The 14,566-nt window shown below is 72.2% G+C and carries 15 protein-coding genes; 7 read left to right on the forward strand and 8 right to left on the reverse strand.

What is annotated here, in order from left to right; translation table 11 throughout:
* Positions 1–2,037: a glycosyl hydrolase family 28-related protein gene (locus tag ABZU46_RS04460; RefSeq protein WP_354855060.1), complete on the reverse strand. Its 2,037-nt coding sequence runs from the start codon at positions 2,035–2,037 to the stop codon at positions 1–3.
* A gap of 221 nt (positions 2,038–2,258) precedes the next feature.
* Here ABZU46_RS04460 and ABZU46_RS04465 point away from each other — a divergent pair, with 221 nt between their 5' ends.
* The 3 genes from ABZU46_RS04465 (at position 2,259) to ABZU46_RS04475 (ending at position 4,560) form a co-directional block, all read left to right on the forward strand.
* The gene (locus tag ABZU46_RS04465; protein ID WP_354855061.1) at positions 2,259–3,362 is read left to right on the forward strand and encodes an NYN domain-containing protein; all 1,104 of its coding nucleotides are present in this window, start codon (positions 2,259–2,261) and stop codon (positions 3,360–3,362) included.
* 347 nt (positions 3,363–3,709) lie between these two features.
* Positions 3,710–3,931: a hypothetical protein gene (locus ABZU46_RS04470; protein WP_030335934.1), complete on the forward strand. Its 222-nt coding sequence runs from the start codon at positions 3,710–3,712 to the stop codon at positions 3,929–3,931.
* Between the two features lie 470 nt (positions 3,932–4,401).
* Complete coding sequence (locus tag ABZU46_RS04475) at positions 4,402–4,560, forward strand: hypothetical protein (RefSeq protein WP_354855062.1); 159 nt, start codon at positions 4,402–4,404, stop codon at positions 4,558–4,560.
* Positions 4,561–4,608: 48 nt separating this feature from the next.
* Here ABZU46_RS04475 and ABZU46_RS04480 read toward each other — a convergent pair whose 3' ends face one another.
* From ABZU46_RS04480 to ABZU46_RS04495, 4 genes are all read right to left on the reverse strand, one after another.
* On the reverse strand, positions 4,609–5,157 hold the full coding sequence (locus tag ABZU46_RS04480) for a DUF1062 domain-containing protein (RefSeq protein WP_354855063.1): 549 nt from the start codon (positions 5,155–5,157) through the stop codon (positions 4,609–4,611).
* Positions 5,158–5,357: 200 nt separating this feature from the next.
* Entirely contained in the window at positions 5,358–6,419 is a 1,062-nt protein-coding gene (locus tag ABZU46_RS04485; RefSeq protein ID WP_354855064.1) for a Gfo/Idh/MocA family oxidoreductase, read from the reverse strand.
* 100 nt (positions 6,420–6,519) lie between these two features.
* Complete coding sequence (locus tag ABZU46_RS04490; RefSeq protein WP_354855065.1) at positions 6,520–7,185, reverse strand: response regulator transcription factor; 666 nt, start codon at positions 7,183–7,185, stop codon at positions 6,520–6,522.
* Complete coding sequence (locus ABZU46_RS04495) at positions 7,173–8,465, reverse strand: sensor domain-containing protein (protein WP_354855066.1); 1,293 nt, start codon at positions 8,463–8,465, stop codon at positions 7,173–7,175. Before ABZU46_RS04495 ends, ABZU46_RS04490 begins: the two co-directional genes overlap by 13 nt.
* Before the next feature lie 163 nt (positions 8,466–8,628).
* Here ABZU46_RS04495 and ABZU46_RS04500 point away from each other — a divergent pair, with 163 nt between their 5' ends.
* The 3 genes from ABZU46_RS04500 to ABZU46_RS04510 all read left to right on the forward strand — a co-directional run bounded on the left by ABZU46_RS04500 (position 8,629) and on the right by ABZU46_RS04510 (position 11,929).
* Entirely contained in the window at positions 8,629–9,324 is a 696-nt protein-coding gene (locus ABZU46_RS04500; protein WP_354855067.1) for an SDR family oxidoreductase, read from the forward strand.
* Positions 9,318–10,952 (forward strand): MFS transporter, encoded by a 1,635-nt coding sequence (locus ABZU46_RS04505; protein WP_354855068.1) that lies wholly within the window; start codon positions 9,318–9,320, stop codon positions 10,950–10,952. Before ABZU46_RS04500 ends, ABZU46_RS04505 begins: the two co-directional genes overlap by 7 nt.
* Positions 10,953–11,161: 209 nt before the next feature.
* A complete protein-coding gene (locus tag ABZU46_RS04510; protein ID WP_354855069.1) occupies positions 11,162–11,929 on the forward strand; it encodes a TetR/AcrR family transcriptional regulator in 768 nt (255 codons plus the stop codon).
* A 15-nt stretch (positions 11,930–11,944) separates the two neighbouring features.
* Here ABZU46_RS04510 and ABZU46_RS04515 read toward each other — a convergent pair whose 3' ends face one another.
* Positions 11,945–12,463 carry a hypothetical protein gene (locus ABZU46_RS04515; protein WP_354855070.1) on the reverse strand — a complete coding sequence of 173 codons (519 nt, stop codon included), beginning with the start codon at positions 12,461–12,463 and terminating at the stop codon, positions 11,945–11,947.
* 113 nt (positions 12,464–12,576) lie between these two features.
* Between ABZU46_RS04515 and ABZU46_RS04520 the strand changes: the two genes are divergently transcribed.
* Positions 12,577–13,512 (forward strand): SDR family NAD(P)-dependent oxidoreductase, encoded by a 936-nt coding sequence (locus ABZU46_RS04520; protein WP_354855071.1) that lies wholly within the window; start codon positions 12,577–12,579, stop codon positions 13,510–13,512.
* 177 nt (positions 13,513–13,689) lie between these two features.
* Here ABZU46_RS04520 and ABZU46_RS04525 read toward each other — a convergent pair whose 3' ends face one another.
* Entirely contained in the window at positions 13,690–14,085 is a 396-nt protein-coding gene (locus ABZU46_RS04525) for a hypothetical protein (protein WP_354855072.1), read from the reverse strand.
* Positions 14,082–14,531 carry a hypothetical protein gene (locus ABZU46_RS04530; protein WP_354855073.1) on the reverse strand — a complete coding sequence of 150 codons (450 nt, stop codon included), beginning with the start codon at positions 14,529–14,531 and terminating at the stop codon, positions 14,082–14,084. Before ABZU46_RS04530 ends, ABZU46_RS04525 begins: the two co-directional genes overlap by 4 nt.
* Positions 14,532–14,566: the final 35 nt, after the last annotated feature.

Raw genomic sequence — 14,566 nt, forward strand, 5'->3', positions numbered from 1 at the left:
TCACCACTGGGCCGGAGGCGGTGGCGGTGCCACCGGCGGTCGGTCGTCGCAGGTGATGGTGTTGGGCAGCAGCCACGGGGCGAGCCAGCCGCCGTCGTTGCCGCCCAGGTCGGTCAGGGTGAACTCTGAGCCGGCCGGGGTGAAGTGGAACGACCCGCAGTTGTTCACGCCGACCGCTCCCACGTTGCGGGCGTCCACGTTGGCGAACGAGGCCGACCCGGCCGAGCGGGCGCTGAGCACTGAGGTGCCGGTGCCGTCGACCCGGATGTCGCGGAAGCGCACGTTCGTGATCGAGTAGAGGTCCTTCACCGGCCAGTCGCTGACCAGCATGATCGCGTTGTAGGTGCTGTCCAGGTACGCGTCGCCGGTCACCTCGACGTTCGCGTCGATGCTGCGGTCCAGCGCGAACATCCAGATGGCGCCGAGCCCGATGTTCCAGTTCAGCTCGTAGGTGCCGGCGCGGGCGGTGGTGTTGGCGGTGAACCGCAGGTACCCGGCGAACGGCTCCGCGCCGAAGCGGGCGCCGGCGTGCAGCCCGCTGCCCTCGCGGACCGGGTCGGCGACGAGGTTGTGGGAGACGGTGGTGTCGGTGCCGCCGTAGATGGCGATGCCGTTGGCGAGCGTCGGTGACTGCACGGTGTTGTGGTCGAACGTGTTGCGGGCGTTGGCCGTCTTCTCCGACCACATCGCCAGGCCGTCGTCACCCGTGTTGCGGACGAAGGTGTGCGCGACGAGGGAGTCGGTCACGCCGGTGTGGAAGTTGAGCGCGTCGGCGATCTGGTCGACGACGATGGTGTTGGTGACGCGGACGTTGCGCATCGGGCCGTCGAACCACAGGCCCGCCTTCGTGTGCCGCAGGTGCAGCCCGTCGACTGTGGAGTCGCTCATCGCGCCACCGATGGCGTTGACCTGGTCGGTGTCGATGCGCTCGCGTACGTCGCCCTCGATGGCGAAGCCGGACAGGTGGACGTTGCGGCTGCCACCGTCGGCGGCGTCGCGACCGTAGAAGCCGACGCCGGTGTGCACCGAGCCGTCCGGCGCGGGCGTCGACAGCGCGACCTCGCGCCCCTTGAAGACCGTGTACCAGTTGCCGGCGCCCTCGATGGTCACGTCGTCGACGATGATGTGCCGGTTGACCTGGTACGTCCCCGGCGGAACGTAGACCTTCAGGTGGGTGCGCCGGGCGAAGGCGATGGCCTTGTCCAGAGCGTCGGCGGAGTCCCGCCGGCCGGTGGGGTCGGCGCCGAACGCCAGCACGTTCGCGGCGAGCAGCCGTACGCGCGGCGGTGCGACCAATTCGGAGTCGAGCAGGTCGATGACCGTCCACGCGGCGGCGCTGCCGGCCGGCGCGGTGAGCCGGACCGTGTCACCGGCCCGGTAGGTGCGCCCGAGCAGTAGCCGCTGCTCGTCGTAGAAGTGGGTGGGCCGAAACGGCGTGCTGATGCTCGGGTACGGCGTGGTGGCCGACGGCACGCACTGGCACTCGGTGATCCACCAGTCCGGGTGCAGCAGCCCGGCCTGCGGGTCGTTGGTGAACGGGTACTGGTTGTAGAGCCACGAGTACTGCGAGGTCAGCGTCATGGTGCGGACGTGCTTGCCGTTGACGGCCACCCGCAGCGGCGCGGTGATCCCGCCGCCGGAGGGCGCGTCCGGAATGCTGTACCGCACGGTGATCCCGTTGGTCGTGCTGGGCAGGACGAACTCGACGTACTCGCCGGGGGTGAGCCGGACGGCCCGGCGGCCGGACGCCTCGGCGGGCAGCGTGTAGGCGGACCGGTCGGGGCCGATGACCTCGCCGTTGGTCCGAGCGTTCTCGGCCTCCTGTTCGACGAAGTCGACGTCGGCGCCGCGCCCGGCGACCAGCGTCGGATCGAGCGCCGCCCGGGTGACCACCGGCTGTGCGCCGGGTGAACCGGGTGGGCCGGCGGCGGCCACGGTGGGCCCGGCGACCAGCACGGCGAGGCCGGTCGCGAGCGCGACGGCGGTGGCGACCGGGCGGCCCGGGCGTCCCCGTGCCGGCAGGATGCTGCGAAACATCGGTGACCCTCCTGGTGGGGTGGTGGTGGAGGTCCGCCCGGCGTTCCCCCGGACGCCCGACATTGATCGTCATGATGCAGCACCGAACATCGCACTGCAAGACGACAATCGAAGATTGAAAAGAGGCGACTATTAGGCCGCAAGAAATGGACGGTCGGTGAGTTGAGGTGTCGCGCGTCGCGTGCGCCCCCGGCCACCCCGCCGGGCGTAGGCTGAGGCGCGTGGATCAAGAAGACCGGATCGCCCTTTTCCTCGACTACGAGAACCTGGCGTTGGGGGCCCGCGACCACCGTGGCGGCGCGGACTTCGACTTCCGGCCGATCGCCGACGCGCTGGCCGAGCGAGGGCGGGTCGTGGTGCGCCGGGCGTACGCCGACTGGTCGTACTTCGACGAGGACCGCCGCATGCTCACCCGAAGCCACGTCGAGCTCATCGAGATCCCGCAGCGCATGGGCGCGTCCCGCAAGAACGCCGCCGACATCAAGATGGCCGTCGACGCGATCGAGCTGGCGTTCGAACGCGACTACATCTCCACCTTCGTCATCTGCAGCGGCGACAGCGACTTCACCCCCCTGGTCCACAAGCTCCGCGAGCTGAACAAGCGGGTCATCGGTGTCGGGGTCGAGGGGTCCACGTCGGCGCTGCTGCCCCCGGCATGCGACGAGTTCCTCTACTACGACCGGCTGGAGGGTGTGGACATCCCGCCCACCCGCAGCCGGCGCGGTCGCCCGGCCCGGCAGCCCGGCCCCGACCAGCGCCCGCCCGAGCCGGAGCAGCAGCGCGAGCAGGAACACGAGCAGGAGGCCGAGGGTCGGCCGGTGGGTGAGGAGCCCGGCCGGGACGTGGACGCCCTCGCCGTGCAGGTGGCCCAGACGGTGGCCGGGTTGCAGGGCAGCGCGAGCGGCGAGGTGACCGCCTCCCGGCTCAAGCGCACCCTGCTGCGCAAGGACCCGACGTTCAGCGAGTCCGACTACGGCTTCCGCACCTTCGGTGAGCTGCTGCGCCACCTCGCCGAGCACAACGTGATCGACCTGGGCGAGGGGCCCGCGAAGGGCGACCCGGAGGTGTCCCTGCCCGAGCACGGCGACCGGGAGGTCGCCTTCGGCCTGCTCCGGGGCGTGGTGGGCGACCTCGGCAGCGCCGGCAACCCGGTGGCGCTCTCCGGCCTGAAGAACCAACTGCGCCGGGCCCGCCCCGACTTCAGCGAGAAGAAGCTCGGCTACCGCAGCTTCCTGCAGTTCTGCAAGGCCGCCGCCACCAGCGGCGCCGTCGACCTACGGTGGAGCCCGGAGGCGGACGACTACCTGCTCACCGCTCAGGGGTGAGCGACCGCCTCCGGTAGGCCCCGCCGGCCGCCCCGTCATGACTCGGAGTCCCGTTCGACCCGGCCGTGCGGGTGGCGTTCCCGCCACCGTTCACTCCGGGTGACATCCAGGTCACCGCAGCGGGTGGATCGCCCCTCTGGGCAGGACACGTTGGCAGACACCCTCGCCGGCGTATTCAGCGGTATGTGACGCCGGCCTGATTGATCGCTCAGGACGGGGAGAAATCGCCGATGCGGTCCCTCCCCGTCGCCCGCACAGGTGGAACTGTGTCTGAGTTGCGGCTATTACGGCGGTATATGCTCACCTGCGCCGTACCCCCAGCACGAAAATTGCTATACGGTCGGCGAATGAAGGTGGAGGAACACTGGTGGAACGGTGACACGACCCCGCGCGGGCGCCGGGACGTGTATATCCGTACTGACGGGCAAGGTTGGGAGGTCCGCGCCCAGATCGGTGGGGCGTCGGGTCGTGAGCGGGTGCAGCAGTGCCCCAGCCGGGCCTCGGCGGCCATCCTCGCCGACGCCTGGCGCGGCACTCACCCATCCTGGCGCGAGCTGAAGCAGCGCTGATCCGGCACCGGGCCGGGCCGGCAACGCTCCTGGGCTCCCGCCCGGTGCGCTCCCCGGCCCGCCCGGTGCTCGACTCACCCCCGACCGTCAGCGCGTTCCCCGGCAGCTGTCGACGATGTGGTTCGGCTCGTGGGTCACTGCTTCTGGAACATGACCGAGGCGACGTCTGCCACGAATGCCGAGGCCCAATCGAGCTGGGGGCAGTTGTCGCGGCCCCTGCACTCCAGGCACCCACCTGCTCGCGCCGCGCGTCATCCGGAGTCCTCGATCACCTGCTGGTGAGCAGTTCGGGGAGGCTTTCCTGGAACTGGTGAGCATCACGTGATCAAGGCGCCACCGCGCAGCGGAACCTCGGATACCGCACCATCGCCGAACTGGAGTGCCCGGTGGCCGGGTCCGGCGGGTGCTTTCCGTGTTCCCCGGGGCAGGCCGGGTACACGGGGGCGGTCCGCGTCCGATGGAGGTCGCCCATGTCGCAGGGTCCCGACGAGGAGAACCCCAGGCTCGACGAGGAGGTCCGGGAGGCCGAGCGCCGGCTCGCCGACCTCGTCGACTCGACGGAGGACGCGCTGACCGACGACGACGCCCGCGTGCCGGACGACGCCCTCTCTGAGCAGGAGCCGGAGTAGGGCCTGTCCGGCAGACAAAACCGGACAGGCCCGTGGTCCGGGACGGGCTCAGCGCTTGAGTGTGAAGGTGAAGTCGCCGGAGAGCTTGCCGCTCAGGCGAACCGTCGAAACGATCTTCCCCTCCTCGCTCAGCCTGTCGACCTCGGCCCGGGAAAGACCGAAGCCCTCGGCGATCAGTCGCGCGGGCCGGACCGGGATGCGCGCCGCGAAGCGGACCGAGACGTCGACCATCTCGCGGTCCAGGTGCGCCGATCCGTTGGTGTCGAGACGCCAGGCGCCGTCCCAGTCCAGGACGAATCGATTGCGGCCCTGCACGGCCGGATCCTGAAGCAGTTCGGCGATCAGGCGACGGTCGTTGTCGTGCAGCCGGTCGAGCAGCTCAGGTCGGATGGTGCGGACTGTCGTCCGCTCCAGGACCGTGAGCTTCACCGTGTCCCCGCACCCGGTGCAGAGCGCGAGGAGCCAGATGTCGATCAGCTTCTGGTTGGCGTTGACGCGGAATTTGCCGCTCGGCCGGAGGTGCGCGGACGCGCACGCGTGGCAACGGCGGCGAACGATGGGCAGGCAGGTGGGCACGACGGCCCATTGAGAGAGCACAGAAGTACACCGTTTCCAGTGAGAAGTCCGCAGCAAGAAGGAGCGCGGCGCACAGGCGCGACGCGCGAATCAGCGCTCGGGAGGTCTCACAGGGTGTACAACGGGACGTCCTCGCCTCGACGACAGGTTGAGGCAGGACGCTAGCGGCGCAAGCGCCGCCACTCCACTCGTTTTCGCGTACCTCTGAGGGCTCGGCCGTCTCAGGCGGCCGGGACCGGCAGCACCACGCCCTCGGCCGCCGACCGGTGCGCCAGCTCGATCAGCTCGACCGTGGCGACCGAGTCGCGCGGGTCCACCGGCATCGGCGTGCCGTCGCGCAACGCCGCCGCAATCTGGGCGTAGAAGCTCTGGTACGCCCCGGGCCTGGTCGGCGTCGGACGCAGGTCACCGTCGACGCCGAGCAGGCCGTACCGCTCCGGCGGGACCTCGCCCCAGCCGGGCTGGTCCGGTCGGCCGCCGTCGTGCAGCGCGGCTTCCTGCACGTCCAGCCCGTAGGTGGTGTAGCCGGCCCGGTCGCCCAGCACCCGCAGCCGCGGCCCGAGCTGAGCGGTGATCGCCCCCATCCACAGGTGCGAGTGCACGCCGTTGGCGTGGGTCAGCGCCACGAACGCGTCGTCGTCGACCTCGGCGCCCGCGCGGCGGCGGTCGACCTCGGCGTAGACCCGCTCGACCGTGCCGAAGAGCTGCACGGCCTGGTCGATGAGGTGCGCGCCCAGGTCGAACAGCGCGCCACCGGCCTCCTCCGGGCCGGCGAGCTCCCGCCAGCCCGGCTTGATCGCCGGACGGAACCGCTCGAACCGGGACTCGAAGCGCAGCACCCGCCCCAGCTCGCCCCGCTCCACGAGCCCGCGGACGGTCAGGAAGTCCCCGTCCCAGCGGCGGTTCTGGAACACCGTCAGCGGCACTCGGAGACGGTCGGCCTCCTCGACCAGCGCCCGGGCGTCGGCGGCGGTGGGGGCCAGGGGCTTGTCGACGACGACCGGCAGGCCGGCCGCGAGGGCCGCCCGCGCCATCGGCACGTGCTGCCGGTTCGGCGTCGCGACCACGACCAGGTCCAGAGCTTCCGGCGTACGCCACAGCTCGTCGGCGTCGTCGACCAGGCGGGCGTCCGGGAAGTGCTGGTGCGCCTGCTCGCGCCGTTGCGGATCGCGCGTCACGATGGCGTCCAGCCGCAGCCCGGGTGTCGCGGCGATCAGCGGTGCGTGGAACACCCGGCCCGCCAACCCGTATCCCAGCAGACCGACCCGCAGCGCCTCCGCCATGCCGTACTCCCATCTCCTGGCCCGCGCCCTGGACCGGCGGCGGTGCCGGTGCTCGAATCTACGCCGCGCCCGGTCGGGCCCGATCGGGGCCCGGCGCTGGTCAGCCCACCGGGTCGGCGCGCAGATAGGTGAGCACGGCGAGCACCCGGCGGTTGGTGTCGTCGCTGGGTGGCAGGTCCAGCTTCAGCAGGATGTTGCCGACGTGCTTGCCGACGGCGGCCTCGGTGACGTGCAGCCGGGCGGCGATCGAGGCGTTGGAGCGCCCCTCGGCGAGCAGCGCCAGCACCTCCCGTTCCCGGGCGGACAGCGCGGCGAGCGGGTCGCGGGGGCGGTGCAGCAGCTGCCGGACCACGTCCGGGTCGATGGCGGTGCCGCCGCCGGCGACCCGGCGCAGCGTGTCGACGAACTCGGTGACCTCGGCGACCCGGTCCTTGAGCAGGTAGCCCACCCGTTGGCCGTCGCCGCTGTCCAGCAGCGCCGCCGCGTACCCGGTCTGCACGTACTGGCTGAGCACCACGACCGGGAGGTGGGGTCGCTCGCCGCGCAGCGCGACGGCCGCGCGCAGCCCGTCGTCGCGGCGGCCCGGCGGCATCCGGATGTCGGTCAACACCAGGTCCGGTTGGTGTTCACGGACCGCCGTCAGCAGCTCGGGCGCGGAGCCGACAGCCGCGCAGACCGCGAAGTCGAAGCGGGTCAGCAGCGCGACCAGGCCCTCGCGCAGCAGCACCTCGTCCTCGGCGAGCACCACCCGGGTCACCGACGACATGGCAGCTCCACCCGGACCACTGTAGGGCCGCCGGACGGGCTGGACAGCAGCAGCCGGCCGCCCACGGCGGCCACCCGGTCGGCGAGCCCGGTCAGGCCGGTGCCCCGGGCCGGGTCGGCGCCGCCGTGGCCGTCGTCGGTCACCTCGACGACGAGGTCCGCGCCGGCCCGGGTGAGGCGTACGTCGGCGCGGGTCGCGCGGGCGTGCCGGGCCACGTTGCCCAGCGCCTCGGAGACCACGAAGTAGGCGGTGGTCTCCACGATCTCCGGCAGCTCACCGGGCAGGTCGGCGTGCACGGTGACCGGGATGGTGGCGGCATCGGCCAGCTCGCGTACCGCGCCGGCCAGGCCGAGGTCGGTGAGGCTCTGCGGGCGGATGCCGTGCACCAACTGCCGCAGCATCACCATCAGACCTCGGGCCTGGTCGTGCGCCACGGCGAGAGGCCGGGCGGCGGGGGATTCCTCGGGTACGTCCAGCCGGGCCAGGCCCAGCTGCAGGGTGAGGCTGGTCAGCCGGGGCTGCGCGCCGTCGTGCAGGTCGCGCTCGATCCGGCGCCGTTCGGCCTCGTACGCGCCGACCAGCCGGGTGCGGGAGCGGGTGACCTCGCGCAGCGCCGCTGCGTCCACCGGGTGGGCCAGCAGCCAGCGGGCCACCGCCGCCTGAACGGCGGCGAGCAGACCGACGGCGTAGCAGAGCACCGGGATCAGCAGCACCCCCACGATCGCGTACGGGACGGCCTCGCCGGTGCTGTCGATCGGCTGCCAGATCACCACCGGCTGGTTGGCGTCGCCGGCCAGCCAGGGGCTGGAGATCATCCCGAGGTCGAGCAGCACCAGCACCAGGAACACCCAGTACGCGACCGGCACGAACCCGCCCAGCCAGAACAGGTATGCCACCTCCCGCCAGGTCGCGGGGCTGCGGTAGCGGGCGGCCAGGCCCGGCCACGGCGACGAGGGCAGCGGACGGTTGTCGACGAGCCGGACCCGCCACCGCTCGACGGCGGCGACCGCGAAGCTCAGGATCGGGGCCAACGCCACCAGGATGACGCTGCCGGAAATCAGGAACAGCATCAGCGCGATGCTCGGCGGTCGGCCCTGCCGCCGGAGCGCGTTGACGGCGGGCAGCATGGGTCCGCCGATGACGAGCAGGCCGACGCCGAGCACCCCGGCGATCGGCACGGTGGTCACCAGGTAGGCCAGCGCGCGCCAGGGCCAGGCGGAGAGCAGCCAGCGGCGCTGGCGCAGCGCCCCGGCCAGGTGCGAAGGGTGTTCCGGAGTCATGCAGCAGACGCTAATCGGGAGCGACCGGGTGCCCCAGCCGTCCAGATCCACTCTTCGGGTATGGCCAGCACTACCGCCGTAGCGGGTGTGCGGGGTCCGGAAACGGGAAGAACGCGCCATCACGCGATCCGTGTGACCTGTGGCGGCGGCGGCTGGAGAGACATTGGGTGCCAGAACCTTCGTGGTGGTCGGCGGTACCAGCGGGCTGGGCCTCGCGGTGGCCCGGCTGCTGGTCGACGAGCACCGCGTCGTGGTGTTCGGCAACGTACCGGCCGAGGTAGCCGCGACAACCGACGAGCTGGGGTGCGACGGCGCGGTCTGCGACGTCTCCTCCTACGAGCAGGTCCGGGACGCGTTCGCCGAGGTGGTGGGGCGCTACGGCACCGTCGACGGGGTCGCGGCCTGCGCGTCGATGTGGGCGGGCGGCGACCTCGGTGACCTGCCCGTGGAGCACATCCGGCGGGCCGTGGAGATCAACGTCCTGGGTACGACGTACCTGCTGCGGGAGGCGCTGGAGCATCTGCACCGGCAGGGCTACGGGAACGTGGTGTACATCGGCGCGATGGCGCTGGCGGCGCCCCGGCCCGGCATCCCGGTCTACCGGGCGACCAAGAGCTACGGCAGCAGCCTCGTCGAGTCACTGGCCCAGGCCCAACACAGCAACCGAATCAAGGTGATGGAGCTGGATCCCGGGCCGATGCCGACCCGCTTGCAGGAACGCGTCGGCGCGGAGTTCCTCGACGAGGTGTACGCCCTGCCCGAGCAGGTCGCCGCCGAGGTCGTCCGGCTGTTGCTGCTGCAACCCGACGACCTCTACGTCTCCGGCGAGCGCGTGCTGCGCGCGGACGGGCGGTGGTGACGGCGGCAGCCGGACCGGGGGACCGTCCGGCCTCCGCGTGGGCGCCCCTGCGCGGCGCCGTCTACCGCAATCTCTGGCTGGCCCTGCTCGCCGCCAACATCGGCACCTGGATGCAGACCGTCGGCGCGCAGTGGCTGCTGATCCACCACTCCAACGCCTCCACGCTTGTCGCGCTGGTGCAGACCGCCAGCCTGCTGCCGGTGCTGCTGCTGGCGCTGCCCGCCGGGGTGCTGGCCGACAGCTTCGACCGTCGGCGCCTGCTGATCGCCGTCCAGCTGTTCCTGGTGGCGGTGGCGGTGGCGTTGACCCTGCTCACCCTGACCGACCGGATGCCGCCGGCCCTGCTGCTCACCCTCACCTTCGCGTTCGGGGTCGGGCAGGCGCTCACCCTGCCGGCCTGGGCGGCGGTGATTCCGGAGCTGGTGCCGCAGGAGCAACTGCGGTCGGCGTCCGCGCTCGGCTCGATAAGCGTGAACGTGGCGCGGGCGGTCGGGCCCGCGGTGGCCGGCGTGCTGATCGCCCGGGCCGGCGTCGCCCCGGTCTTCGGGCTCAACGCGGTGGCGTTCGCCATCTTCGCGGCCGCGCTGTGGCGCTGGCGGCCGGGAAGCGCCCGCGCCGTCGAGGTGCCCGAGCGGTTCACCGCCGCGCTACGGGCGGGCAGCCGCTACGTACGCCACTCGCCGATCGTGCGCCGGCTGCTGCGCCGCGCGTTGGTCTTCGTGATCCCGGCCAGCGCGCTGTGGGCGCTGCTGCCGCTGGTGGCGGCCCGGCGGCTCGGGCTGGGCTCCGGCGGGTACGGGCTGCTGCTGGCCGCCCTCGGGGTGGGCGCCATCGCGGGCGGGGTGCTGCTGGCCGTGATCCGCGCCCGGCTGTCGGCCAACCAGCTCCTGCTGATCGCCGGCGCGCTGTTCACCATCGCGCTGGCGGTCCTCGGCACCGTACGGGTGGTGCCGCTGGTGCTCCTCGCCCTGTTGCCGGCCGGGATGGCCTGGGTGACGGTGCTGGCCAACGTCAACGCCGAGATACAGCTCTTTTTGCCGAGCTGGGTACGGGCCCGGGGGCTGGCCGTCTACCAGGTGTGTTTCGCCGGCGGGCAGGCCGTCGGCGCCCTCGTGTGGGGTCTGGTGGCCGACGTGGGCGGGCTGGTCCTCGCCTACCTCGCGGCGGCGGCGTTGATGTTCGTCGGGACCGTGACGAGCCGGATCTGGCCGCTTCCGGACCTGCGCTCGGTGAACCGCGAACCGTCGGCCTACTGGCCGCAACTGCACCTCGCGCACGAGCCGGACCCGGGCGTGGGACCGGTGCTGGTGACGGTGCAGTACACCGTCCGGCCGGAGCGGACGGGACCGTTCCTCGCGGCCATGGACGTGGTGCGCGGCGCCCGGCAGCGCACCGGCGCGATGCGTTGGGGGCTGTTCCGGCCGGCCGAGACGACGGACCGGTTCATCGAGGTGTACCTGGTGCCGTCCTGGGGCGAGCACCTGCGCCAGCACGGTGGCCGGTTGACGGGTGAGGACCGCGAGGCCGAGGCGCGGGCCCGGGAGCTGACCGACGGCGAGCCGGAGGTGCGCCACCTCGTGCCGGCCGCCGCCGGGCCGGCGCTGACCGACGACCGCGAAGGACTCTGATCTCCGTACGCCCCATCCCGTGGGCGAATTCTGCCCGCGTCATGTGCAGGACGTGACCCCCGTGCTGCGCCACATCGAGGACGGCGAGCTGGATCCCACCCGGGTGAAGCCGTGACGGGTCGGTGCCGGCGCGGTGGCAGAACGGCCTCGCCGGCACCGCCTCGCGGTCGACGTACGTCGTACGACCGCGTTGTTAGGATGGCCGCACCATGGCGAGTGAGCGCAAGGCGACCGCGGATCCGGCCCGCAGCCTGGCCATTCTCTGGCGCACCCGGGAACCGACCAGCCGCAGCGCCGGGCCGGGCCTCAGCGTCGACCGGATCGTCCGGGCCGCGATCGACATCGCCGACGCCGAGGGCCTGGACGCGTTGACCATGCGCCGGGTCGGTGAGGCGTTGGGTGTCGGCACCATGTCCGTCTACACCTACGTGCCGGGCAAGGCCGAACTCGTCGACGTCATGATCGACACCGTGTACGGCGAGATGCCGCGTTCCGCCGTCGAGGGCGACTGGCGGGCCCGGTTGGAGCGGATCGCCCACGACAACCTGGCGCTCTACCAGCGCCACCCGTGGATGCTGCGGGCCGAGACGACCCGTCCGGTGCTCGGCCCGCACCTGGTGGCCAAGTACGACCACGAACTCGGCGCGGTCGCCGACATCGGGCTCACCGACGTCGAGATGGACGCGGTGCTCACCCTCGTCCTCGGGCACGTGAAGAGTTCCGCGCGCGCCGCGTCCGAGGTGGTCGACCTGGAGCGGGAGACCGGCATGACCGACGGCCAGTGGTGGCAGTCGCACGCGCCCTGGCTGGAGACGTTCCTGACGGCCGACAGCTATCCCACCGCGTCCCGGGTCGGCACCGCGGCCGGCCAGCAGCACGGCGGGGCGTACGGCCCGGAGTACGCCTTCGAGTTCGGCCTGCAACGCGTCCTCGACGGCATCTCCGTGGTGGTCGCCGAGCGGGCGGCCAGCCGGTAGCCCCGCCTTCTGGTGCTATCCGTGCGCCTCCGGCGCTGAGACGGCGGCCCCGAGCCGAGCGAGGGAGCGGGCGGACGGGCTGCCCGGCTCGGCGTGGTAGACGACCAGCGACTGTGTGGTGCCGCTGATCGTGAGCTTCTCGTAGCGCAGCTCCAACTCGCCGACCTGGGGATGGTGAAACACCCGGCGCCCGCCCCCGGCGCGGACGGTGACGTCGTGCCGCGCCCACAACCGCCGGAACAGCTCGCTGCCGGTCGTCAACTCCGCAACCAGCTCGGTGAGCCGTGGATCGTCCACCTCGACCCCCACCTGCGCGCGCAGGCCGGCCACCGCGCTGGCGGCGACCGCCTCCGGCGCCGGATAGAGCGCCGGCACGCTCGGGCCCAGGAAGACCGCACGCAGCAGGTTCACCCCGACCCGGTAGATCGGTGCCAGCGCGGTCGCCATCGGGTTGGCTAAGAGCACGTCCAGGTGCCGGCCGTGCACGAAGGCGGGCGTCCCCGCCCACGAACCCACCAACTGTCGGATGCCCACCGACACCCGCTCCGGGCGCCGTGCCGGGCGGCCAGGAAAACCGGTAACCCGGATATCGCCCGCCGGCCGAGTGACAGTGGGTCACGTAAGCGTGATCGAGAGATGGGACAGAGATGACCGAGCGAATCACGACGCCATTCGGTTTCGCCTCGACCGCCGACGAGGTGCTCGCCGGAGTCGACCTGACCGGCAAGCGGGCCGTCATCACCGGCGGCGCCGCCGGGATCGGCGTCGAGACCGCCCGCTCGCTGGCCGCCGCCGGCGCCGAGGTGGTGCTCGCGGTGCGTCGGGTCGGTGCGGGCGAGCAGGCCGCGGCCGACATCGCGACCAGTATCGGCGCGGACCGGGTCACGGCCCGCGAGCTGGACGTGGCCAACCAGGATTCGGTACGCCGATTCGTCGCCGGCTGGGACGAGCCACTGCACATCCTGGTCAACAACGCGGGGATCATGGCGCTGCCGGAGCTGGAGCGCACCGCCGAGGGCTGGGAGATGCAGTTCGCCACCAACTTCATGGGGCACTACGCGCTGACCGTCGGCCTGCACGACGCCCTCGCCGCGGCCGGTGGCGCCCGGGTCGTGTCGGTGAGCTCCAGCGGCAACCTCTTCTCCCCGGTGGTCTTCGACGACCTGCACTTCGCGTTCCGGCCGTACGACCCCCTGCTGGCGTACGGGCAGTCCAAGAGCGCCGAGGCCCTGCTCGCCGTCGAGGCCGACCGCCGCTGGTCCGGCGAGAACATCCACGCCAACGCGTTGAACCCCGGCGCCATCGCGACCGGGCTGCAAAAGCACACCGGCGGGCTGCGTACCCCGAAGGAGCGGCAGAAGACCCCGCAGCAGGGCGCCGCCACCTCGGTGCTGCTCGCCGCGTCCCCGCTGCTCGACGGCGTGGGTGGCCGCTACTTCGAGGACTGCGCCGAGGCCCCGGTCCGGACCGAGCGGCCCGCCGACTACAGCGGCGTGGCGGCGTACGCGGTCGACGCGGGCAACGCCGAGCGGCTCTGGGAGGTGGCGGCGGACCTCGTCGCCGCCGGTGGCGCCGCCCGCTGACCTCGACGGCCCGGCCCCGGCGGAACCCACCCGGCCGGCCGTCACCGGGGGGAGCGCCGGCCGCCACCGGTGCGCGGACACCACCCGGGCGAGTCCGACCCCGAGTTCCGGGCGGCGGTACGCGACCTCATCGCCCGGCTGCGCTCACCGGACGGCGGATGAGCCGGCGGTGGCCGGTCACTGGTCCTCGGGCAGCTGCTCGGACTCCGCGACCACCGCGCGGATCTTGCGTAGGGTGGCGTCCGGGGCGTGCACCGCGGCACGCCACCGGTCGAGCGTGCGGGTTAGCACCCGGACGTGAAACTGCAACTGGTTGACCTGCTCGCGCAGCAGCCCCAGCTCCGATCGCGCGCTCACCGCCTGGCCCTCCAACTCGGTGATCCGTAGCTGCAGCGGCTGCACGAGCGTCAGGGCGGCCTCCGTCAGCGTGTCGGCGGCGTCGGCCTTGAACTTGCCCCGCTGCGACACGACCGTGGCGATGGCGGCCAGACCTGTCGTCCCGCCGAGGATGCCGAGCAGGCTGAGCAGCACCTGAACCCAGTGCGGCGCTTCGGGTTGCGGTGCCGAGATCACGTGACACCTCCCACGACTCGGTGGTGAGTCGAGCACTGGTGGCCGTAGGCCAGACAGCGTAGGTCGACGGCGATCAGGGCGGCCCGCCAGAAGGCACCCAGTGGCACGGCGCTGATCAACGACGCCGCGACGAGGCCCTGCGGACCGGTCACCGCCACCAGCGCCACCGCGTACATGCCGATGATGGTGCCGAGCACCAGCACGGACGCGAGCTCGATGCCGAGGCCGGTGGAGAGCCGACCAGGCCACAGGATGCCGAGCAGACCGCCCACGCCGACCACGATCAGCGCGACCTCCCAGCCGAGCTGGACGGGTTCCGGCATGGACAGCTGGACCGACGGTGATCGGACGTCCAGCACGAGCAGAAGGAATCCACAGATGGGTGTCGTCACCAGGGCGGCGACCTCGAACGGCTGGCTCTTGGCCCGGGAGCGGGGATGTCCCACGGTGACTCCTTGGTCGAGACCGGAACCGTTGGCCC

The organism is Micromonospora sp. NPDC005197 (assembly GCF_040608295.1).
Classification (GTDB): Bacteria; Actinomycetota; Actinomycetes; order Mycobacteriales; family Micromonosporaceae; genus Micromonospora.

Bases quoted from the DNA above. Each gene is read 5' to 3' on its own strand.
- ABZU46_RS04510 (WP_354855069.1), top strand. From the start codon at position 11,162: ATGGCGAGTGAGCGCAAGGCGACCGCGGATCCGGCCCGCAGCCTGGCC.
- ABZU46_RS04485 (WP_354855064.1), bottom strand. From the start codon at position 6,419: ATGGCGGAGGCGCTGCGGGTCGGTCTGCTGGGATACGGGTTGGCGGGC.
- ABZU46_RS04490 (WP_354855065.1), bottom strand. From the start codon at position 7,185: ATGTCGTCGGTGACCCGGGTGGTGCTCGCCGAGGACGAGGTGCTGCTG.
- ABZU46_RS04520 (WP_354855071.1), top strand. From the start codon at position 12,577: ATGACCGAGCGAATCACGACGCCATTCGGTTTCGCCTCGACCGCCGAC.
- ABZU46_RS04460 (WP_354855060.1), bottom strand. From the start codon at position 2,037: ATGTTTCGCAGCATCCTGCCGGCACGGGGACGCCCGGGCCGCCCGGTC.
- ABZU46_RS04470 (WP_030335934.1), top strand. From the start codon at position 3,710: ATGAAGGTGGAGGAACACTGGTGGAACGGTGACACGACCCCGCGCGGG.
- ABZU46_RS04475 (WP_354855062.1), top strand. From the start codon at position 4,402: ATGTCGCAGGGTCCCGACGAGGAGAACCCCAGGCTCGACGAGGAGGTC.
- ABZU46_RS04495 (WP_354855066.1), bottom strand. From the start codon at position 8,465: ATGACTCCGGAACACCCTTCGCACCTGGCCGGGGCGCTGCGCCAGCGC.